At 62.3% G+C, this 21,159-nt stretch carries 14 protein-coding genes and 1 pseudogene; 9 read left to right on the forward strand and 6 right to left on the reverse strand.

The window, feature by feature from the left end; translation table 11 throughout:
- Nucleotides 1-6: 6 nt before the first annotated feature.
- From accB to NDJ82_RS22475, 4 genes and pseudogenes are all read right to left on the reverse strand, one after another.
- Nucleotides 7-471 carry an acetyl-CoA carboxylase biotin carboxyl carrier protein gene (accB, locus tag NDJ82_RS22460; RefSeq protein ID WP_112193219.1) on the reverse strand — a complete coding sequence of 155 codons (465 nt, stop codon included), beginning with the start codon at nt 469-471 and terminating at the stop codon, nt 7-9.
- A 24-nt stretch (nt 472-495) separates the two neighbouring features.
- A complete protein-coding gene (gene aroQ, locus NDJ82_RS22465) occupies nt 496-951 on the reverse strand; it encodes a type II 3-dehydroquinate dehydratase (RefSeq protein WP_099583600.1) in 456 nt (151 codons plus the stop codon).
- 274 nt (nt 952-1,225) lie between these two features.
- A pseudogene (locus NDJ82_RS27750) lies at nt 1,226-1,741 on the reverse strand (methyl-accepting chemotaxis protein); the annotation flags it as partial.
- Between the two features lie 1,499 nt (nt 1,742-3,240).
- Nucleotides 3,241-4,911 carry a response regulator gene (locus tag NDJ82_RS22475; protein ID WP_099583598.1) on the reverse strand — a complete coding sequence of 557 codons (1,671 nt, stop codon included), beginning with the start codon at nt 4,909-4,911 and terminating at the stop codon, nt 3,241-3,243.
- 299 nt (nt 4,912-5,210) lie between these two features.
- Here NDJ82_RS22475 and NDJ82_RS22480 point away from each other — a divergent pair, with 299 nt between their 5' ends.
- The 5 genes from NDJ82_RS22480 to NDJ82_RS22500 all read left to right on the forward strand — a co-directional run bounded on the left by NDJ82_RS22480 (nt 5,211) and on the right by NDJ82_RS22500 (nt 10,385).
- Nucleotides 5,211-6,278: a DUF2333 family protein gene (locus NDJ82_RS22480; protein ID WP_099583597.1), complete on the forward strand. Its 1,068-nt coding sequence runs from the start codon at nt 5,211-5,213 to the stop codon at nt 6,276-6,278.
- 2 nt (nt 6,279-6,280) lie between these two features.
- Complete coding sequence (locus NDJ82_RS22485; RefSeq protein ID WP_250926311.1) at nt 6,281-6,817, forward strand: NUDIX hydrolase; 537 nt, start codon at nt 6,281-6,283, stop codon at nt 6,815-6,817.
- 179 nt (nt 6,818-6,996) lie between these two features.
- The gene (locus tag NDJ82_RS22490) at nt 6,997-7,368 is read left to right on the forward strand and encodes a translation initiation factor Sui1 (protein WP_025857628.1); all 372 of its coding nucleotides are present in this window, start codon (nt 6,997-6,999) and stop codon (nt 7,366-7,368) included.
- Nucleotides 7,369-7,510: 142 nt separating this feature from the next.
- Complete coding sequence (gene speA, locus NDJ82_RS22495; RefSeq protein ID WP_099583594.1) at nt 7,511-9,424, forward strand: arginine decarboxylase; 1,914 nt, start codon at nt 7,511-7,513, stop codon at nt 9,422-9,424.
- 97 nt (nt 9,425-9,521) lie between these two features.
- Nucleotides 9,522-10,385, forward strand: coding sequence for an alpha/beta hydrolase (locus NDJ82_RS22500; protein ID WP_099583593.1), 864 nt, complete (start codon nt 9,522-9,524; stop codon nt 10,383-10,385).
- A 134-nt stretch (nt 10,386-10,519) separates the two neighbouring features.
- On the opposite strand, the gene NDJ82_RS22505 is transcribed toward NDJ82_RS22500, so the two are convergent.
- Complete coding sequence (locus tag NDJ82_RS22505) at nt 10,520-11,869, reverse strand: MATE family efflux transporter (RefSeq protein ID WP_250926312.1); 1,350 nt, start codon at nt 11,867-11,869, stop codon at nt 10,520-10,522.
- A gap of 299 nt (nt 11,870-12,168) precedes the next feature.
- Between NDJ82_RS22505 and NDJ82_RS22510 the strand changes: the two genes are divergently transcribed.
- The gene (locus tag NDJ82_RS22510) at nt 12,169-17,064 is read left to right on the forward strand and encodes an alpha-2-macroglobulin family protein (protein WP_250926313.1); all 4,896 of its coding nucleotides are present in this window, start codon (nt 12,169-12,171) and stop codon (nt 17,062-17,064) included.
- Between the two features lie 41 nt (nt 17,065-17,105).
- Here the strand turns inward: NDJ82_RS22510 and NDJ82_RS22515 are convergent, their stop codons facing one another.
- Nucleotides 17,106-17,399 (reverse strand): hypothetical protein, encoded by a 294-nt coding sequence (locus tag NDJ82_RS22515; RefSeq protein WP_250926314.1) that lies wholly within the window; start codon nt 17,397-17,399, stop codon nt 17,106-17,108.
- Between the two features lie 89 nt (nt 17,400-17,488).
- Here NDJ82_RS22515 and pbpC point away from each other — a divergent pair, with 89 nt between their 5' ends.
- The 3 genes from pbpC to NDJ82_RS22530 all read left to right on the forward strand — a co-directional run bounded on the left by pbpC (nt 17,489) and on the right by NDJ82_RS22530 (nt 21,153).
- Complete coding sequence (pbpC, locus tag NDJ82_RS22520; protein ID WP_158878529.1) at nt 17,489-19,819, forward strand: peptidoglycan glycosyltransferase PbpC; 2,331 nt, start codon at nt 17,489-17,491, stop codon at nt 19,817-19,819.
- Between the two features lie 283 nt (nt 19,820-20,102).
- Nucleotides 20,103-20,411: a MazG-like family protein gene (locus NDJ82_RS22525; protein WP_250926315.1), complete on the forward strand. Its 309-nt coding sequence runs from the start codon at nt 20,103-20,105 to the stop codon at nt 20,409-20,411.
- Entirely contained in the window at nt 20,404-21,153 is a 750-nt protein-coding gene (locus NDJ82_RS22530; protein WP_250926316.1) for a methyltransferase domain-containing protein, read from the forward strand. The genes NDJ82_RS22525 and NDJ82_RS22530 overlap by 8 nt, the downstream gene beginning before the upstream one ends.
- Nucleotides 21,154-21,159 lie beyond the last annotated feature (6 nt).

The raw sequence follows: 21,159 nt of genomic DNA on the forward strand, positions 1-21,159 counted from the left end.
CGCGGTTCAAACGATGGTGAACAGCGGCTGGTCGTACTCAACCGGCTGACCGTTTTCTACCAGGATGGATTCGATGACGCCGGCTTTTTCAGCGGTGATGTGGTTCATCATTTTCATCGCTTCAACGATGCAAATGGTGTCGCCCACTTTCACGGTCTTGCCGACTTCAACGAAGGCTGGCGAGGTCGGAGCCGGGGTGCGGTAGAAAGTACCGACCATTGGCGACTTGACCACGAAGCCGTTCAGAACAGGCGCGGCCGGGGCAGCAGGTGCAGCAGCGGCAGCGGCTGGCGCGGCGGCAGGTGCAGCAGCCGGAGCCGGTGCTTGCATCTGTGGCGCGTAGAACTGTTGAGCCGGGGTCTTGCTGTGGCGGCTGATCCGTACGGACTCTTCGCCTTCCTTGATTTCCAGCTCGTCGATGCCGGACTCTTCCAGCAGTTCGATCAATTTCTTAACTTTACGGATATCCATGAATCATCAACTCCCAAGGGTCGGTCAGGGGCGCTTGGCCGGTTGTTCAAGTTGTTCCAGGGCGGCCTCCAGGGCCAGTCGGTAACCGCTGGCGCCAAGGCCGCAGATCACACCTACCGCTACGTCGGAGAAGTAAGAGTGATGGCGGAAAGCTTCGCGTTTATGCACGTTCGATAAATGCACTTCGATGAATGGGATGCTCACCGCCAGCAGCGCGTCACGTAATGCAACACTTGTATGCGTAAAAGCGGCGGGATTGATCAGGATAAAGTCCACGCCTTCGCCGCGCGCGGCATGGATGCGATCAATCAATTCGTACTCGGCATTGCTTTGCAGGTAGAGCAGATGGTGGCCGGCAACACGAGCCCGCTGCTCCAGATCGAGGTTGATCTGATCCAGGGTCACAGCCCCGTAGACGCCCGGTTCGCGGGTGCCAAGCAGGTTCAGGTTGGGTCCGTGAAGAACCAGTAAGGTCGCCATCGGCTGTTCCTTGTTATTGATGGGAGTACGGCAGAACCCGGCGACTATGCCGCAAAGCCTTTGTGACTGTCCAGTTCTATGCAGTAGGCAGCACGATTAGCGAGGATTGCGCAAAATTTGTGACTGGGGCCTTAGATCTGGTCATCGAGATCAAGTGTGGGAGGGGGCCTGCCCCCCGATAGCGGTGCATCAGCCAACACATGCAGTGGCTGACACTCTGCAATCGGGGGCAAGCCCCCTCCCACATTTGATCTTCATAGGGCGCGGGATTGGGTCATACGCGAAAGGCTTGGACTGCGGTGTTGAGCTGCCCACCCAGCACCAGCAGATGCTCTCCCTGGCTACGCCCTTGCCCGATGCGCAGCAAATTATCCTCACCCAATTGATGAATCCGCTCGCTGTTATCGCGAATCTCACTCACCGCGCCACTCTGCTGCGCGGTCACGTCGGCAATCCGCACAGCCGTGTCGGAAATGGTCTGGATCGCCCCGACGATTTCATCCAGCGCTCCATCCGCCGCCTGGGCTTGCTGGGCGGTGGCTTCGGCGTGTTCGACCTGGGCGCGCATGCCTTCCACTGACTGGTGGGCTGCGTTTTGCAGGCCGCTGATCAAGCCCTGGATCTCTGCGGTGGCGCCAGCGGTGCGTTGGGCCAGGGTGCGTACTTCGTCGGCGACCACCGCAAATCCACGTCCGGCCTCGCCGGCGCGGGCGGCTTCGATGGCGGCGTTGAGGGCCAGCAGGTTGGTCTGGTCGGCAATCGAGCGAATCACCGTGAGCACGCCGCCGATGGTGGCGGACTCTTCAGCAAGTTTCTCGATCATCTGTGCGTTTTGCTGCACTTCGCCGACCAATGCATGCAAACCGGTCAGGCTCAGGCCGATCACCCGCTGGCCTTGTTCCACCGCCTGGCCCGCGCTGCGGCTGGCGCTGGCGGCCTGGCTGGCATCGCCGGCCACTTGCTGGATGGTGGCTTCGAGTTCGCCCAGGGAATCGCGGATTTGCGCGGTGTCCCCGGCCTGGCGTTCGGCGCCGTCGTGCAGGCCGCTGCTCAGTTCGGCGAGGGCGCGGCTGCTGCCGGCCACTTCTTCGGCATTGCCGCGAATGGTGCCCACCAAGTCCACCAGGTAGGCGCGCAAACGGTTGAGGGAGGCTTCGATGTCGTGCAGTTCGCGGTTGGTCTTGCCCAGTGCGATCGGTTGGCTGAAGTTGCCTTCGGCCCAGATCGACAAGGCCGGGGCCAGATTGGTCAGCACCCTTGCCAGGCGGCGTTGCAGGGTGTCGATCAGCAGCGCAATCAGCAGGATCAGGCCGATCATCACCCCTTGCATCAGGCGGACTTCGCTTTGGATAAGGCCATGTTGCGCACGCACCACAGGCTCAAGACCGGCGATGGCCTGTTGTACGGCGTTGATCTTCAGGTGGGTGCTGGCGGCCAGGTCGCTGCGTTGCTGGATCTGTTCACGGGTGCGCTTGAGTTCGGCGGGGTAACGGGTCAGCAGGCTGTTGAGTTCGCGCTTGAGGTCGACACCGGTGTCCTGGGCTTCGGTTTTTTCGCTGTTTTCCAGGCCCATCAGGGCGGAAAAGTCATCGGTACTGGATTCGGTGCTGGCTTTGACGCCGAGCAACGGCAGTTGTCCCAGCGCGTCGGCCTGGGCGCGGATATTGGCGACTTCGCGCTCCACATCATTGGCCAGTTCCGCACGCCCGCTGCTCACCAGCTTGTCGCGGGCCAGGGACAACTTGCCCAGGTGTTGGGACGCGGTCAGTAGCGGTTGAAGGTAGCGCGCACCGTCAGGGGAATTGACGCCCATGGCGTACTGGCTCAACTGGTCCAGGTTGGCGCCCAATTCGCGCTCGGCTTGCAGCAGCAAGGCCTGTGGGTCGCCGGCCAGTTTGCCGGCGGCCAGCAGGTCGGTCTTGCTGAAGGTGTCCAGGGCAGCCAGGCTGGGGCGCAGGTTCTGCGCCAGGTCAGCGGGCAGCTCATCCAGCTGTTGCAGCAGGTTTTCCAGGCTTTGACTGGCGCTGCTCAGGCGCAGGGCATCGCCGCTGGCCAGGTAATCGTCGATATTGCGCGCCGCCTGGTTCTGGAAGGTCTGGGACAGCCCCAGGTAGCGCTCCATCAGCAGATAGGGCCGTTCCAGCGCCCGTTGCGACCACCACAGCGTCGCCCCAAGTGCCAGGCACACGGCCACCAGAAGAAGGGTGTTGAGATTGGTCAGCAGCTTCAGGCGCATGCGTGGTTTCAACCGACAGCAAAAGGTAAGTGCCTGAAGTTATTGCGTTTTCATTACAGCGTTATGACGGAATCAGTGGATTCTGGTGAAAAGGTGGCACTTTGCTTTGACGTCCGGGCAGCTTGCACGCGATTGCGCCCGGCATGCTTGGCACGATACAGCGCCTCGTCGGCCTGGGCCGCCATCATCAGGCTGTCGGAGCCGTCGCACAGTTCCACCAGCCCGGCGCTGAACGTGCACCACAAATCCTGAGGCTGTGCCGGGTAATGGATTTCGGCAAAGCGTCCGCGGATTTCATCCAGCACCTTGCAGGCCGACTCCAGGTCGGTGTCGGGCATCACGATGGCGAACTCTTCACCGCCGTAGCGTCCGATAAAGTCGGTCTTGCGCAAGCGCTGCTTGAGGAACAGCGCCAGGCTCTTGATCACGCGGTCGCCCATGGGGTGGCCATGGCTGTCATTGACCCGCTTGAAGTGGTCGATATCAAGCATGGCAAAGCTCAACGGCTTGTTCTCGCGGCGTGCGCGGAAGCTGCAGTCTTCTAGCAATTGCAGGATATGGGTGTGGTTGTACAACCCGGTCAGGCTGTCGCGCACCATCCGTGCCTTGAGGTGGCGGGCGCGGGCGGCGCGGTTGCGCACGGTGGTGATCAGGTGCCGCGGCTTGATCGGCTTGGTGAGGAAGTCGTCGCCGCCTTCGCTCATCGCATCCAATTGCTTGTCCAGGTCGTCCTCGGCCGACAGGTAAATGATCGGCACGCTCACATAACGGTCGTTATGGCGGATCACCTTGGCCAGTTCGGTGCCGGTACAGGCGGGCATGTACATGTCGAGGATGATCAGGTCCGGCTGGAAGTCAGCCAGCTCGGCCATGGCCTGGATCGGCTCAATCAAGGTGCGGGTGACGATCCCGGCGCTGTTGAGCAGCCGCTCGGTGTGCAGCGCCTGGGCCCGCGAGTCGTCGATGATCAGCACTTTATAAGGCTCGTACTGGGCGACGCAGGTCAGCACTTCGATTTTTTCCAGCAGGCTGGAGGCTTCCAGTGTGCCGGTCAGAAACTCCTGGCCACCGGCGCGCACGGCAGCCAGTCGGGTCGGTGTGTCGGTTTCGTGCAGGCTGAAAAACAACAGCGGCAGCTTTTGCTCCAGGCCTTCCTGTGCTTCGGCGGCGAGCTTGAGGCCCAGGCCTGCGCCGCAGAAATCCACGTCCATCACGATTGCAGACGGCAGGCGCTCGCTCATTGAGGCGCGAAACGCCGCCACGCTGTCCAGTGACTGGGCGCTCAGGCCAAAGAATTCCAGCTGCTTGGCCAGGCGCTCGGCGCGGTCGTGATCGGCGAGCATCACGTAGATCGGCTTGCGCATCGGTGGCAGGAAGGTCTGTTCCAGCTGGTCGCCCTGACGCAGGCCGGTGCGCGACAGGCGCTGCATCAAGCGGTTGAGTTCGGTGATCAACTGGCTGCTGAGGCGGCCACGGTTTTCATCCACCGCTTGGAGTGATTCACCGATGTTGCGCGCCAACTGGCCGTGTTCGGGTTGTTCAAAACGCTCGGCAAAGCGCAGCAGGCGCAGGTTGGCCTCGCTGAGCTCGGAGAGGTCGGCGCCAGACCATTCGCTGCGTTGCAGGCGCTGCCAGATCTCAAGAATTTGACGTGCCTGATGAATTACCCGCTGGGCAAAGTGCTGCTTGAGACGCTCACGGCTGGGGTCTTCTGGCTCGGTCATATCCTGACTACTAGTAAGGGTGCATGCTGAGGTCGAACTGATGGCTCTATGCTAGCACCTCTTTTCAGTGGGATGAGTGTCATATGTCAATTAACTGCATGTCGGTGCGATTCAGTTAATGACCTGACGGTCGCGCAGCGTAAAAAGCGTCCATCCTTTATAGTCCAGCGCCACTCCTGCGCCAGTTTGGTGAAAACCCCCGCACCGGCGGGCACGATGGGGTAGGGTTGTGGTCGGAGTGTTTGAACGCACGCCGTCAATTGAAGTGCATGAACTCAAGTGATTGAAAGGATATCGCCATGCTGGACTGGAAAAACCGTGCAGGCAGTGCCAAAGGCCCCGCCCCTGAGCCCAAGTCGGCCAACCGCAGCTATTTTCGTACCCTGCTGATGAGCCGGGCGCTGCTTAGCGTGCTGGGTCTGTACCTGTTGGTCACCGGTGCCCTGGGTTGGTACTGGAGCGAAGAGCCGGCGCTGTTCCCGGTCCAGCAGAACGCGCAAATTGCTGCCGAGAAAGAAGGCAAGCAGATGGTGGTGGGCTACACCACCGTCGAAACCCTCAAGACCGTGGTCGGCACCTTGCTGAACAAACCCGGCGGCTACATCTCCAACGACCGTTTCCCGCCCGGCTTGTGGATGGACAACATGCCGAGCTGGGAGTACGGCGTGCTGGTGCAGGTGCGCGACCTGACCCGTGCCCTGCGTAAAGACTTCGCCCGGTCCCAGTCGCAATCGGCCGAAGACGCTGACTTGGCCAAGGCCGAGCCGCGTTTCAACTTCGATAACAAGAGCTGGGTGCTGCCATCGAGCGAGTCGGAGTACCAGGAAGGCATCAACTCCCTGAGCCGCTATGAAGCGCGCCTGTCCGACCCTAACCAGCGCGGCGCGCTGTTTTATGCGCGTGCCGACAACCTGAACAACTGGCTGGGTGATGTGGCTACCCGCCTGGGTTCGTTGTCGCAACGCCTGTCGGCCAGTGTTGGCCGGGTCAAATTGAACACCGCACTCAAAACCGAAGCCCTGGCGCCAGGTGAGGTGCCGCAGGTCGACGAAGAGGTGGTGGAAACCCCATGGATGCAGATCGACAACGTGTTCTACGAAGCCCGTGGCCAGGCGTGGGCACTGTCCCATCTGCTGCGCGCCATCGAAGTCGACTTCGCCGACGTACTGGCCAAGAAGAACGCCACGGTCAGCGTGCGTCAGATCATCCGTGAGTTGGAAGCCTCGCAGGAGCCCGTGTGGAGCCCGATGATCCTCAACGGCAGCGGCTTTGGCGTACTGGCGAACCACTCGCTGGTGATGGCCAACTACATCTCGCGGGCCAACGCAGCGGTGATCGATTTGCGTCAGCTGCTTAACCAGGGTTGATGATGGACGCCACTCAACAGGAGGCCGCGCACCGTGCGGCTTCCGATGCTGAACTGATCTGCTGGGTCGACGCGCAGGACAATCTGCTCGGCACCCTCGTCAGGTCCGACCTTCGCCAGCGTGGCTTGATCGGCCGCTGCACATTTATCTTTCTGTTCAACTCCGCCGGTGAGCTGTGTGTGCACCGGCGTACCCTGAGCAAAGCCATGTACCCTGGGTTCTGGGACACGGCGGCGGGCGGCATGGTGGCGGCCGGGGAGAGTTATGCAGACTCCGCAGCGCGTGAGCTGGAGGAAGAACTTGGCGTGGGCGGGGTGGAATTGGTCGAGCATGACCATTTCTACTTCGAGGACGGTGACAGCCGTTTGTGGTGCAGATCCTATTCCGCTGTCTGGGATGGGCCCCTGCGTTTACAGCCTGAAGAAGTCATGGAAGCGCGCTTTTTGCCCATCGAGATTGTCCTGCAGGAGGCCGAACAAAAGCCCTACTGCCCGGACGCCCAAGAGGGCCTGCGCCGCTATCTGGCCTCGCGTCGCTAAAGTTGCATAAATTGGCGCTATTTGGCCCTTAGCAAGTTGGCTTTTTGCCGTTACACTGCGCGACTTTTCACCCGAGCCGCCTTGGCTGTTCGGTAGCGCTGCCCCTGCCTGAGTGGGGCTTCGCGGTCGGTCGTGCATGAGCGCGCCGATCAGTCTTCATCCTCCCAAGAGGATTGCCGGTGGCCAAAAAAGCCGCATCCTTCGCCGCCCTTGGTGGCCTGGTATTTTCCACCGATGCAGGTCGACACTGCCCGGACTGTCGTCAGCCCGTGGATTCGTGTACCTGCAAACAGACCCTGATCCCTGAAGGCGACGGTATTGCCCGCGTGCGACGCGAGAGCAAGGGCCGTGGCGGCAAGACGGTGACGACTATCACCGGCGTGCCCCTGGCTGAAGATGCGCTCAAGGAACTGGCCACCGCGCTGAAAAAGCGTTGTGGCACCGGTGGCGCGTTGAAAGACGGCGTCATCGAGATCCAGGGCGATCACGTCGAACTGCTGTTGGCCGAGCTGATCAAGCTCGGTTACAAGGCCAAGAAGTCCGGCGGCTGACAGCCTCTTCCCAACCTGTGTCTAAACTCTGTCCTGCGAGTGAGGTCTACCTTTCTTACAGGCAAATCGTCATTTTCATTCTTTAGACTGCGCCAGCCTCCCTGAGAGGTGGCGCCTTCGCCTTCATTTATAGGGGACTTCGATGTCCGTACGACGCACACGCAAAGACGATGGCAGCCAATGGACAGTTGCGGACAGCCGCAGTGTTTACGGGATCCGCCATTGGGGGGCCGGGTATTTCGCGATCAATGACGCCGGTCGCGTTGAAGTCCGTCCGAACGGCCCGAACAGCACGCCTGTCGACCTTTACGAGCAAGTCGACCAGTTGCGCAAAAGCGGCCTGTCGTTGCCGTTGCTGGTGCGCTTCCCTGACATTCTGCAAGACCGTGTACGCCAACTGACCGGTGCCTTCGACGCCAACATCGAGCGCCTGGAATATCAGAGCAAGTACACCGCGCTGTACCCGATCAAGGTGAACCAGCAGGAAGCGGTGATCGAGAACATCATCGCCACCCAGAACGTCTCCATTGGCCTCGAAGCGGGCTCCAAGCCTGAGCTGCTGGCCGTGCTGGCCCTGGCGCCGAAGGGCGGCACCATCGTCTGCAACGGTTACAAGGACCGTGAGTTCATCCGCCTCGCGCTGATGGGCCAGAAGCTCGGCCACAACGTGTTTATCGTGATCGAGAAAGAATCCGAAGTCGGCCTGGTGATCGAAGAGGCTGCCAGCCTCAAGGTCAAGCCACAGGTCGGCCTGCGTGTGCGGTTGTCGTCCCTGGCGTCGAGCAAGTGGGCGGACACCGGTGGCGAGAAGTCCAAGTTCGGTTTGTCGGCGGCGCAACTGTTGTCCGTGGTCGAGCGCTTCCGCGCCGCAGGCCTGGACCAGGGCATCCGGTTGCTGCACTTCCACATGGGTTCGCAGATCGCCAACCTGGCCGATTACCAGCACGGGTTCAAGGAAGCCATTCGTTACTACGGCGAACTGCGCAACCTCGGCCTGCCGGTGGATCACATCGACGTCGGCGGTGGCCTGGGCGTGGACTACGACGGTACGCACTCGCGTAACGCCAGCTCCATCAACTACGACATGGACGACTACGCCGGTGTGGTCGTGGGCATGCTCAAGGAATTCTGCGACGCGCAAAGCCTGCCGCACCCGAATATCTTCTCCGAAAGCGGCCGTTCCCTGACCGCCCACCACGCCATGCTGGTGGTGCAAGTCACTGACGTCGAGAAACACAACGACGAAATCCCGACCATCGAAAACAAGGAAAGCCTGCCGGAAACCGTGCAGTGGCTGGTGGACCTGCTGGGCCCGACCGACATCGAGATGGTCACCGAAACCTACTGGCGCGCCACTCACTACATGAGCGACGTGGCCACCCAGTACGCCGATGGCAAGCTGACCCTGGCCGAAAAAGCCCTGGCTGAACAGTGCTACTTCGCCGTGTGCCGCCGCCTGCACAACTCGTTGAAAGCCCGCCAGCGCTCGCACCGCCAGGTGCTGGACGAACTCAACGACAAGCTGGCCGACAAGTACATCTGCAACTTCTCGGTGTTCCAGAGCCTGCCGGACACCTGGGCCATCGGCCAAGTATTGCCGATCCTGCCGTTGCACCGCCTCGACGAAGAGCCGCTGCGCCGCGCCGTGCTGCAAGACCTGACCTGCGACTCCGACGGCAAGATCAAGCAGTACGTCGACGAGCAGAGCATCGAGACCAGCCTGCCGGTGCACGGTTTGAACGAAGGTGAAGACTACCTGTTGGGTATCTTCCTGGTCGGCGCCTACCAGGAAATCCTCGGCGACATGCACAACCTGTTCGGTGACACCGACTCGGTGAACATCTACCAGCGCGAAGACGGCTCGGTGTACAGCGCCGGCATCGAGACCCACGACACCATCGAAGACATGCTGCGCTACGTGCACTTGTCGCCGGAGGAGTTGATGACGCATTACCGTGACAAGTGCGCGAGCGCGAAGATCTCTGCGTCGGAACGCACCCAGTTCCTGGACGCCTTGCGCCTGGGCCTGACGCGGTCTTCGTACCTGTCCTCGTAAGCTGAGCTGACACAAGTCCAACTGTGGGAGGGGCGGTGCGATGGCCCCTCCCACAGTGGGAACGCTGCCATTCCTGAGGTTGTGTGGGGGCTGAACGATGTCGAGCAAATGGCTGCAAGTGTTCACCCTGGCAATGGCTGCTTTCATGGCAGCCTGCTCGCCGATCAAAGTGCTCAATGCACTGACACCCTGCGACACCTTCACCAAAACTTCCGCCATCGCCTACGGCGACAATCCCCGCCAGAAGCTTGATATCTACCGCCCGCTTCCTGCCATTTCAAACGCCCCCGTGGTGGTGTTTTTCTACGGCGGCAGCTGGAACAACGGCAGCAAGGACGACTACGCTTTCGTCGGCGAAGCCCTGGCTTCACGTGGCGTGGTGGTGGTGATCGCAGACTACCGGCTCTACCCGCAAGTGCGTTACCCCGCCTTTCTCCAGGACGGCGCAAAAGCGGTGGCCTGGACTTATCACCATGGCGCTGAATACGGCGCCGATCCCAAGCAGCTTTACGTGATGGGCCATAGCTCCGGCGCTTATAACGCCTCGATGCTGGCGCTGGATGGGCGTTGGCTCAATGCAGTGGGCTTGGCACCATCGATCTTCAAAGGCTGGATCGGCCTGGCCGGGCCTTATGACTTCTTGCCGATTGAAAACCCAGACGTGAAGCCGGTGTTCTTCTTTCCGGACTCGCCGCCGGAATCGCAGCCGATCAACCACGTCAGTCGTGACGCGCCGCCAAGCCTGTTGATTGCCTCGACCGATGACACGCTCGTCAACCCCACCCGCAACACGGGAGGGTTAGCGAAAAAACTGCGGGAAGCGGGTGCGCCGGTCGAGGTGTTGTATTTCACCCGAACCGGCCATGCGACATTGGTGGCGTCTATCGCCAAGCCTTTGCGCTGGTTGGCGCCGGTGCTGGATAGGGTGACTGGGTTTATCGAGTCCACCTCCGGCCAATAAACCTAGCTGCTTTTGGCTTGGTCAATGGAATTCAGTGCATTGAGCGTACGGACAGTTGCCAGGGTTATATCTGGATGACCTGGTTAATTTTACCCGTGCCGTTAATGGGTATTGTTGTGATGTTCTGGCAGTGGTCAGTCAGCACCGGTACCGAACCAGTGGCCACGCTGCTTGAGCCGCCAAGCGATGACCCCCAGGGTCAGGCTGCGCAGTGCCATGAACAGCAGGAAAGTGATCCAAAGGCCGTGATTGCCCAAGCCCTGCAGCGCCCATGCGAAGGGCAGTGCCAGCAACACCGTCAGCACCATCCCATTGCGCATCTCCCGCGCTCGCGTTGCGCCGATAAACAGCCCATCCAACAGATAGCTCCACACCGCAATCAACGGCAGTACCGCCAGGTAAGGCAAGTAGATGTCGGCGGTGTCGCGCACGCTGGGGATGTCGGTTTGCATGGCGATAAACAGGTGTCCGGCCAGGCTGAACAGCAGCGCAAAGCCGACGCTGGCAATCAGTGACCAACCACCTGCGACCACCAATGAACGGCGCAGGGACTGGCGATCACGGGCGCCGATGGCGTGGCCGCACAGGGCTTCCACCGCGTGGGCTAAACCGTCCAGGGCGTGGGCGGTCAACAGTAGCCCGTTGAGCAATAGCGCGTTGGCCGCCACGGTGGCATCGCCCAGGCGCGCGCCTTGTACCGTGATCATGAAAAACACCGATTGCAGCGCCAGGCTGCGGATAAAAATGTCGCGGTTCACCGCCAGCAATGGGCGCCAGCTTTGCCACACTTTCAGCGCGGCCCAGGCGATATGGCCGGGGTAGGCGCGCAGGGCTTTTTGCGTGAGCGCCAGACCTAGCAGGGCGCCGGTCCATTCGGCGATCACGGAGGCGCGGGCGGAGCCGACCACACCCCACTCCAAACCGAGCACGAACCACAGGTTGAGCGCGATGTTCACCAGGTTGGTGGTCAACAGAATTGCCAGCGGCGCGCGGGCGTTTTGCGTGCCGAGGAACCAGCCAACCAGCGCATAAGTGGCCAGGGCGGCAGGCAGGCCGAACAGGCGGGCGTGGAAAAAGTCACGAGTCAGTTGATTGAGCTCGGGTGACGGCTGCATCCACTCCAGCGCCAGGTGGCTCAAGGGAATGCCTACCGTGCCCAGCAACATCGCCAGCCCCAGCGCCAGCAACAGACCTTGCAGCAGGATTTGTCGCAGCGCCGCACCATCGTTGCGGCCAGCGGCCTGGGCGGCGAAACCGGTGGACCCCATGCGCAGGAAACCCATGGCCCAGGCAAGAAAGGTATACAGGCTGGCCCCGACGGCCACGGCACCCAACTGATGAGCATGGGGCAGATGGCCGATGACCATGCTGTCGACCAAGGCCACCAGCGGCACGGAGATATTGGACAGGATCATCGGCGCGGCCAGGGCCCAGACGCGGCGATGTGTGGGCCGGTGGCGCCAGTCGGTGAGTAAGGTGGGCATGGAGGCTCCTCTGGGGAGCAGCAGTGTAACTGGCCCTCCGTCGCACCGCAGGACCAATGTGGGAGGGGGCTTGCCCCCGATAGCTGTGTGTCTGTCAACTCATGCATCAACTGACCCACCGTCATCGGGGGCAAGCCCCCTCCCACATTTTATTCTTTATAGGCTGTGGGAATTGGCTTGGCTTGAAGCAGATCCAGAACCAACCCACCCTCCGTCGGTCAATGTGACCAGCGCCACATCGGCTTTGCCGGCGCTGATATATAGTTCACCCCTCGGTTCCCTCTCACTACGAGTGCCCCATGCTTAACAAAGGATTGTTCCTGGCTTGCGCGCTGGCCCTGCTGAGCGCCTGCGATTCTTCCGATAAACCTGCTGCGCCGTCCGCGCCCCCAGTGGCGGCTGCGCCGAAACCGGCCAAGGCGGCGGTGGATGTGCCAGCGCTGAAGCAGCGTTATGCCGGGCGTGAGTTGAGCGTGGTGGACGTGTCCGAGGTGCAGTTGGACGGGGCCAGTACCTTGTCGGTGAGTTTCTCCATTCCCCTGGACCCCGACCAGAAGTTCGCCGATAGGCTCCACCTGGTGGACAGCAAATCGGGCAAGGTCGACGGCGCCTGGGAACTGTCCGATAACCTGATGGAGCTGCGCCTGCGCCACCTTGAGCCCCAGCGCAAACTGGTGCTGACAGTCGACGCCGGGGTGAAGGCGGTCAACGACAACACGCTCGCCGCCGAGTACATCGCCCGCCTGGAAACCCGTGACCTGCAAGCCACCGTCGGCTTCGCCAGCCGTGGCACCTTGCTGCCGACGCGCCTCGCCGAGGGCCTGCCGGTGATCGCGCTGAACGTTGACAAGATCGACGTCGAATTCTTCCGCATCAAGCCCGAATCCCTGCCGTCGTTCCTGGCGCAGTGGGGGCGCAATACCAGCCTGCAAAGCTATGAATCCCGTGAACTGCTGCCGCTGGCCGATCTGGTCTACGGCGGCCGTTTTGATCTCAATCCGGCGCGCAATACCCGTGAAACCCTGCTGCTGCCCATTGCCGGCCTCAAGCAATTGCAGCAGCCGGGCGTATACCTGGCAGTGATGCGCGCTTCGGGCACCTACAACTATTCGCAACCGGCCACGCTGTTTACCCTGAGTGATATCGGCCTGTCGGTGCATCGCTACGCCAATCGCCTGGATGTGTTTACCCAGGCACTGGAAGGCGGCAAAGCGCTGGATGGCGTCGACCTGGAAGTGCTGGATGCCGATGGTCGCGTGCTGGGCCAGGGCAAGACCGAGAAGGGTGGCCACGCCGAGTTGCCGTTGCCGAAAAAGGCCCAGGTTTTGCTTGCCAAGCAAGGCGAACAGACCAGCCTGCTGCGCCTCGACAGCGCTGCGCTGGACCTGGCGGAGTTCGACATCGGCGGCCAACCCTCGCACCCGTTGCAGTTCTTTGTATTCGGCCCGCGCGACCTGTATCGCCCCGGCGAAACCGTGCTGCTCAACGCCCTGCTGCGCGACAAGGACGGCAACGCCGTCAAGCCGCAGCCGGTGAGTGTCGAGGTGCGCCGTCCGGATGAACAAGTCAGCCGCAAATTTGTCTGGGATGCCGACGCATCCGGCCTCTATCAATACCAACTGCAACTGGCCGCAGAGGCGCCGACCGGGCGTTGGCAGCTGGTGTTCGACCTCGGCGACGGCAAACCGCAGTTGTATGAGTTCCTCGTCGAAGACTTCCTGCCCGAGCGCCTGGCGCTGGAACTCAAGGGCAGCGACACAGCATTGAGCCCGGCGGATAACCCCGTCATCCAGGTCAACGGCCGTTACCTGTACGGCGCGCCAGCTTCCGGCAATCGGGTCAGTGGGCAAGTCTATGTGCGGCCGCTGCGCGAAGCGGTCAAGGCGCTGCCGGGCTATCAGTTCGGTTCCGTCACCGAAGAAGAACTGAGCCAGGATTTTGAACTGGACGAAAGTGTCCTTGATGCCAAGGGCCAGGAAAAACTGACCCTGGAAAGCAAATGGGCCGAGGCCAAATCACCGCTGCAACTGATCGTGCAGGCCAGCCTGCAAGAGTCGGGCGGCCGGCCGATCACCCGTCGCCTGGTGCAACCCATCTGGCCGGCCGAGCAATTGCCGGGCCTGCGCGGGCTGTTTGACGGCACCGAAACCAACGGCGATGGCCCGGCGGAATTCGAAGTGCTGCTGGCCAACCAGGACGGGCAGAAACTCGCCGCGCAAAACCTCAAGGTGCGCCTGGTGCGCGAGCGCCGCGACTATTACTGGAACTACTCCGATAACGACGGCTGGAGTTACCACTACAACGAGAAATTCCTCAACCTTGATGAGCAGACGCTGAACATCAAGGCCGGCGACACCGCCAAGGTCAGTTTCCAAGTGGAGTGGGGCCCGTACCGTGTCGAGGTTGAAGACCCGCAGACCGGTCTGGTCAGCAGCCTGCGTTTCTGGGCCGGTTACCAGGCCCAGGACAACACCGAAGGCGGCGCCGTGCGGCCCGATCAGGTCAAGCTGGCGCTGGATAAACCGGCGTATGGCGACGGTGACACCGCCAATATCACCGTGACGCCGCCCGCTGCCGGTAAAGGCTACCTGCTGGTGGAATCCGCCGAAGGGCCGCTGTGGTGGCAGGAAATCGAGGTGCCGGCCGAGGGCAAAAGCTTCGCCGTGAAACTCGACCCTAAATGGTCGCGCCATGACCTGTATGTGAGTGCCCTGGTGATTCGCCCTGGCGAACGCAAGGCCAATATCACCCCCAAACGCGCCGTGGGCCTGCTGCACCTGCCGTTGGATCGCACCCAGCGCAAGCTCGGCGTGACCCTCACCGCCCCGGAAAAAATGCGCCCCAAACAACCACTGACGGTGAAAGTCACCGCCAAAAACGCCGACGGCAGCGTGCCCAAACAGGTGCATGTGCTGGTGGCGGCGGTGGACGTGGGCATCCTCAACATCACCGAGTACCCGACGCCCGACCCGTACGCCAGCCTGTTCGGCCGCAAGGCGTATGGCGTGGACCAGTTCGACATCTACGGCCAGTTGATCGAAGCCGGGCAGGGCCGTCTGGCCAGCCTGGCCTTCGGTGGCGACGCGGCATTGGCCAAGGGTGGCAAGCGCCCGGACACCAGCGTGACCATCGTCGCCCTGCAAAGCGCGCCTGTGACCTTGAACGACAAGGGCGAGGGCGAAGTCAGCGTCAACATCCCCGACTTCAATGGCGAACTGCGCCTGATGGCCCAGGCCTGGAGCGATGACCGCTATGGCATGGCCGAAGCCAAGACGGTGATTGCCGCGCCGCTGATCGCCGAGCTGTCGGCGCCGCGCTTCCTCGCCGGCGGTGACCAGACGACACTGGCCCTGGACCTGTCCAATCTGTCGGGCAAGGCGCAGAAACTCGATGTGCAACTGAGCGCCGAGGGGCAGTTGGAATTGGTCAACACTGCCGCGCAAACCGTTGAGCTCAAACAAGGCCAGCGCACCACCCTGCGTATCCCGGTGAAAGCCTGGGGCGGGTTGGGCCAGGGCAAGGTGAAGGTGACAGTCAACGGGCTGGATCTGCCGGGTGAAAACCTGCCGCCGTTCAGCCGCGAGTGGACCTTGGGCGTGCGTCCGGCTTATCCGGCGCTGCTCAAGCATTACCGCGCAGTGCTTAAGAATGAACCCTGGAGCTTGCCCGCCGGCAGCCTGGAGCAATTCGATGCCTCCGGGCGTGAGGCGCTGTTGAGCCTGTCGAGCCGGCCGCCGCTGAACCTCGGCGCGCAGATCTCGGCGCTCAAGGCGTACCCGTATGGGTGCCTGGAGCAAACCGCCAGCGGCCTGTACCCGTCGCTGTACGCTGACGATGCGTTGCTCAAGCGTCTGAGCATCAAGGGCGAGCCGGATGCCGAGCGCAAGCGCAAGATCGAGTTGGGCATCGAACGCCTGCTGGGCATGCAGCGCTACAACGGCAGCTTTGGTTTGTGGGGCGCCGACGGCGAAGAAGAATATTGGCTGACGGCCTACGTCACCGACTTCCTGCTGCGCGCCCGCGACCAGGGTTTTGCCGTGCCGCCTGAAGCCTTGAAAAAGGCCAGCGAGCGCCTGCTGCGGTATGTGCAGGAGCGCAACCTGATCGAAGTCGACTACAGCGACAACGCCGAACACACGCGCTTTGCCGTGCAAGCCTACGCCGGCATGGTGCTGGCGCGCAGTCAGCAGGCGCCACTGGGCGCGCTGCGCAGCATTTTCGAGCGACGCAGCGATGCGCGTTCCGGGTTGCCGCTGGTGCAGTTGGCCATCGCCTTGCACAAGATGGGCGACCAGCCGCGTGCGGACCAGGCGTTGCAGGCAGGCTTGGCAGCGCAACGCAGCGCCAAGGAATGGCTGGCCGACTACGGCAGCCCGCTGCGGGACCAGGCGATGATCCTGGCGTTGCTGGAAGAGAATGACTTGGCCAAGGGCAAGCGCGAAGAGCGTTTGTTTACCCTGTCGGACCAATTGGCGGCCAGCCCGTACCTGTCGACCCAGGAGCGCAATTCGCTGTTCCTGGCCGGGCGCCTGGGGTTCGCCCAGCCCGAGTCGGCCTGGAAGGTCCTGCTCAACGGCAGCGGCGGTGAGCATGAGCTGAACAATCAACAGTCGACGCTGGACCTGGAAGGCAAGCTGCTTTCAGGCGATCTGAGCCTGAGCAATCAGGGCGACACGCCGGTGTACCAGCAACTGACGATCTCGGGTTACCCGCAAGTGCCGCCGGCACCGGGTGGCGACAACCTGAGCATCCGCCGTGAATACCTGGGTATGAACGGCCAGCCGCTGAACCTGCGCAGCCTCAATAGCGGCGACCTGGTGCTGGTGCACCTGGCGGTCAGCGCCAAGCAGCGCGTGCCGGATGCGTTGGTGGTCGACCTCCTGCCCGCTGGCCTGGAGCTGGAAAACCAGAACCTGGCGCAAAGTGCTGCCAGCCTGGAAAACGCCAGCAGCCAAGTGAAGGAGTGGCGCGAGTCGATGCAGAACGCGGCGCTCAAGCATCAGGAGTTCCGCGATGACCGCTATGTGGCGGCGATCAACCTGGACGGCGATGGCACCACGCACCTGCTGTACCTGGCGCGTGCGGTGACGCCGGGCACCTACCGTGTGCCGCCGCCGCAGGTGGAGTCGATGTATCGGCCGAACTGGCAGGCCGTGGGGGAGACCCCGGCGGACCTGGTCATCAAGGGCCGCTGAAGAACCCTTGTGGGAGCGGGCTTGCTCGCTCCCGCAGGGGATTAGTGCACGACCCAGCTGAGCAGCCACAGCCCCAGCAGCAACCAGATAATCCCCATGATGATCGACGTCCGCATAAATGCGCGGACTGCCGAGTAGAGCAACATAAGGCCGACGATCAGGGTGATGATGCTGATAATCGACGTGTCCATGCCCAACGTACGGGACAACCCTTCGACAAAGTTTGCGCCGGCATGGGTCAGCACACCGAACAAGCCGCTGAGGCCGTCGACGATAAACCGGATGATGGAGCCGAGCGCCTGGCCCAACCACTCGAAAAAGCTTTCTACCTGCATGTGCGTGTCCTGATAAGAGGTGGGCGTGTCTGTGCCTTTGGTTGTTAATGCGACAGGCTAGTTCCCTACCAGCATAGAGGTTTGCCCGTTTGAAATTGCGTTTAGTTGCCCGCTGGACCCTGGCGACCCTCCTGTTGGTGATTGCCCTGCTGTGGCTGGCCGACCGTATCTGGCCGCTGCCCCTGCCCAAGGATGACCTGGCGCGGGTGGTGCTGGCCGAGGATGGCACGCCGTTGTGGCGGTTTGCCGATGCTAATGGGGTATGGCGCTACCCGGTGCAAACCAGCGAGGTCTCGCCGTATTACCTGGACGCCGTGCTCACCTACGAAGACCGCTGGTTCTACCAGCATCCAGGCGTAAACCCGCTGGCGTTGGCGCGCGCGACCTGGCAGAACCTGACCGGCGCTCGGGTGGTGTCGGGTGGCAGCACCTTGTCGATGCAGGTCGCCCGTTTGCTCGACCCGCATTCACGCACCTTTCACGGTAAATTGCGCCAGCTGTGGCGCACTGCGCAGTTGGAATGGCACCTGTCCAAGGAACAAATCCTCAACCTCTACCTGAACCGCGCCCCGTTTGGCGGCACGTTGCAGGGCGTGGCCGCGGCCAGTTGGGCCTATCTGGGCAAATCCCCGGCGCAATTGACCCATGCCGAAGCGGCCTTGCTTGCCGTATTGCCCCAGGCGCCCAGCCGCTTGCGTCCGGACCGCCATCCGCAGCGCGCCCAGCAGGCTCGGGACAAGGTCTTGCGGCGCCTCGCCGAGTTTAAGGTATGGCCGCAATCGGCGGTCGACGAAGCCCTTGAAGAACCGCTGCTACTTGCCCCACGCCTGGAACCGAGCCTGGCCCCCTTGCTCGCCCGCCGCCTGAACCGCCCCGACAGCCCGCCGCTGATCCGCACCACCGTTGACGCCACCCTGCAACGCCGTCTCGAAGACCTGTTGCTGGGCTGGCGCGCACGGTTGCCGGAGCACACCTCGGCCGCGATCCTGGTGGTGGAAGAGGAAACCATGGCCGTGCGGGCGTATCTGGGCTCGGTGGACATCAACGACGCCAGGCGCTTTGGCCATGTGGACATGATCAGCGCGTTGCGCTCGCCAGGCTCGACCTTGAAACCCTTCCTGTATGGCCTGGCCCTGGATGAGGGGCTGATTCACTCCGAGTCGCTGCTGCAGGACGTGCCCCGGCGGTATGGTGATTACCGGCCGGGCAATTTCTCCATGGGGTTTACCGGCGCGGTGCCGGCGAGTACTGCGTTGTCCAGCTCCCTGAACCTGCCGGCGGTGCAGTTGCTGGAAGCTTACGGGCCCAAGCGATTTGCCGCCGAGATGCGCATCGGCGGCGTGCCGCTGGCATTGCCTGCGTTGGCCGAGCCGAACCTGGCGCTGATCCTCGGCGGCGCGGGCAGCCGTCTGGAAGATTTGGTGGGTGGTTACAGTGCCTTCGCCCGGGCCGGTAAAAGCGCTTCCATCCGATTACAGCCTGACGATACGTTGAGAGAACGGCCAATGCTGTCGCCGGGTTCTGCCTGGATTGTGCGGCGCATCCTCAGTGGGCAAGCGCGGCCGGATCGCGACCCGCGTGCCGAGCTGGTGCAGCGCCCGGTGCTTGCCTGGAAAACCGGCACCAGCTACGGCTTTCGCGATGCCTGGGCGATTGGCGTGGGGCCGCGCTACCTGATCGGCGTGTGGATCGGCCGACCGGACGGCACGCCCGTGCCGGGCCAGTTCGGCTTGGCGTCGGCGGCGCCTCTGATGTTGCAGGTGCATGACGTGTTGACCAACCGCGACAGCCAGCGCGGCATCAGTGCGCCGGTTTTACCGGTGCCAGCCACTGTCGGCGTGGCGGCGATCTGTTGGCCCCTGGGCCAGCCGATGAGCCGCAGCGATCCGAATTGTCGGCGCCAACGCTTCGCCTGGACCCTGGACAACACCACGCCGCCGACCTTGCAGGCGTTGGACCAACCACTGAGTGTGGGCTTGATGGAAAGTATCTGGGTCAACGCCAAGGGCCTGCGGGTTGACGCCCATTGCCCCGGTGCCGTCGCCCGCCATATCGCCCTCTGGCCCGCGCCTTTGGAACCGTGGCTGCCAAGGGCCGAACGCCGCGAAGCACGCATCCCGGCCGCCGATCCGGATTGCCCGCCACCGGCGCTGGCCGCGTCTTCGCCGCTGTCCATTGTCGGCGTGCGTGAAGGCGACCAACTGCGCCTGCCCGCCGCCAGCCAACAAACCCTGCGCCTGAAAATCTCGGCCCTGGGCGGCAGTGGTCGGCGCTGGTGGTTCCTCAATGGCGCGCCGTTGGGGGACAGTGCCAATCAGGACTTTATCAATGCCAGTTTCGAGCGGTTGGGGCGCTATCAGCTCAGTGTCCTCGATGAGGCCGGTCAAACTGCACGGCTTGAATTCAGCGTGGTGGATTAGGGCCTCATCGGGGCATAGGTATCGACACAACTTCCAGTGGATGCTGAATCTATGGCAAATGGGCTGTTGTGGTGAGCGGGCTTGTCCCGCGCTGGGCTGCGAAGCAGCCCCAATAACAAACACCGCGTAGCATCAGCAAGAACCCGATCACCACAGTGTTATGTGTAAGCCTTTGAGAGTTGTGTAGATACCCATGCTCATCGGGGGCAAGCCCCTCCCACACAAGTGATTCACTTGCCTTGAAGGCTCATCCCCCGGAAGCTATACCCTTCAGGAGCCCCCTATGAACCTCGAACATCTCACCGAACGCCTGCATCGCATCCGCGATACCAACGACTGGAAGCAGTTCCACAGCCCGAAAAACCTGGCCATGGCCGCCAGCGTGGAAATGGCCGAGCTGGTGGAAATCTTTCAATGGCTGACCGAACACCAATCCCGCCAGTTGCCCGCCGACAAACTCGCCCACGCCGGGCAGGAAGTCGGCGATATCGTGCTGTACCTGTTGCTGCTGTGCAGTGAGCTGGGCCTGGACATGAACGAAGTGGTGCGCGCCAAACTGGCTGACAGCGAACGGCGGTTTGCCCATGAGTGACCGTCATTTCGACCAGTTGGCCACGCGCTTTGCCGAGAAAATCTACGGTGGTGCCAAAGGCGCGATTCGCCTGGCTGTGCTTCAGGCCGACTTGATTGAAGCCCTGCCGGCACGCCCCTTGCGCGTGCTGGATATCGGCGCGGGGCTGGGGCATATGTCGCTGTGGCTGGCCGAGCGCGGCCACCAGGTGACCCTGGCCGAACCCGCCGAGCCGATGCTTGAAGGTGCGCGCCAGCGCTTCGCCGAGGCCGGGCAGACGGCGACCTTTATCCATGCGCCCTGGCAAGACCTGCTCGGCCAGCTCACCGAACCTTACGACCTGGTGCTGTGCCACGCGGTGCTGGAATGGCTGGCCGAACCCCATGCAATCCTGCCGGTGCTGCACCGACTGACGGTGCCGGGTGGCTGGCTGTCCCTGGCGTTCTACAACCGTGATGCGCTGATTTATCGCAACCTGCTCAAAGGCCACTTCCGCAAAATGCGCAAGAACGACATGGCCGGCGAAAAGCAGAGCCTGACCCCGCAACAGCCCCTCGACCCGCGCGAATTGGCGGCGCAACTCGACGGGCTATGGCAGGTCGAAAGCCAAAGTGGCGTGCGCGTTTTCCACGACTATATGCCGGTGGAATTCCAGGCCCGCGTGAACTTACAGGACCTTGTTGAGATGGAACTCGCTCACCGTCGTCACCCAAGCTTTGCCGGACTTGGGCGTTATTTGCACTGGATCTGCCGTCCGGTTTAAGCGGCC

This window comes from Pseudomonas sp. SR18, assembly GCF_023701505.1.
GTDB classification, from domain to species: Bacteria; Pseudomonadota; Gammaproteobacteria; order Pseudomonadales; family Pseudomonadaceae; genus Aquipseudomonas; species Aquipseudomonas cyclaminis.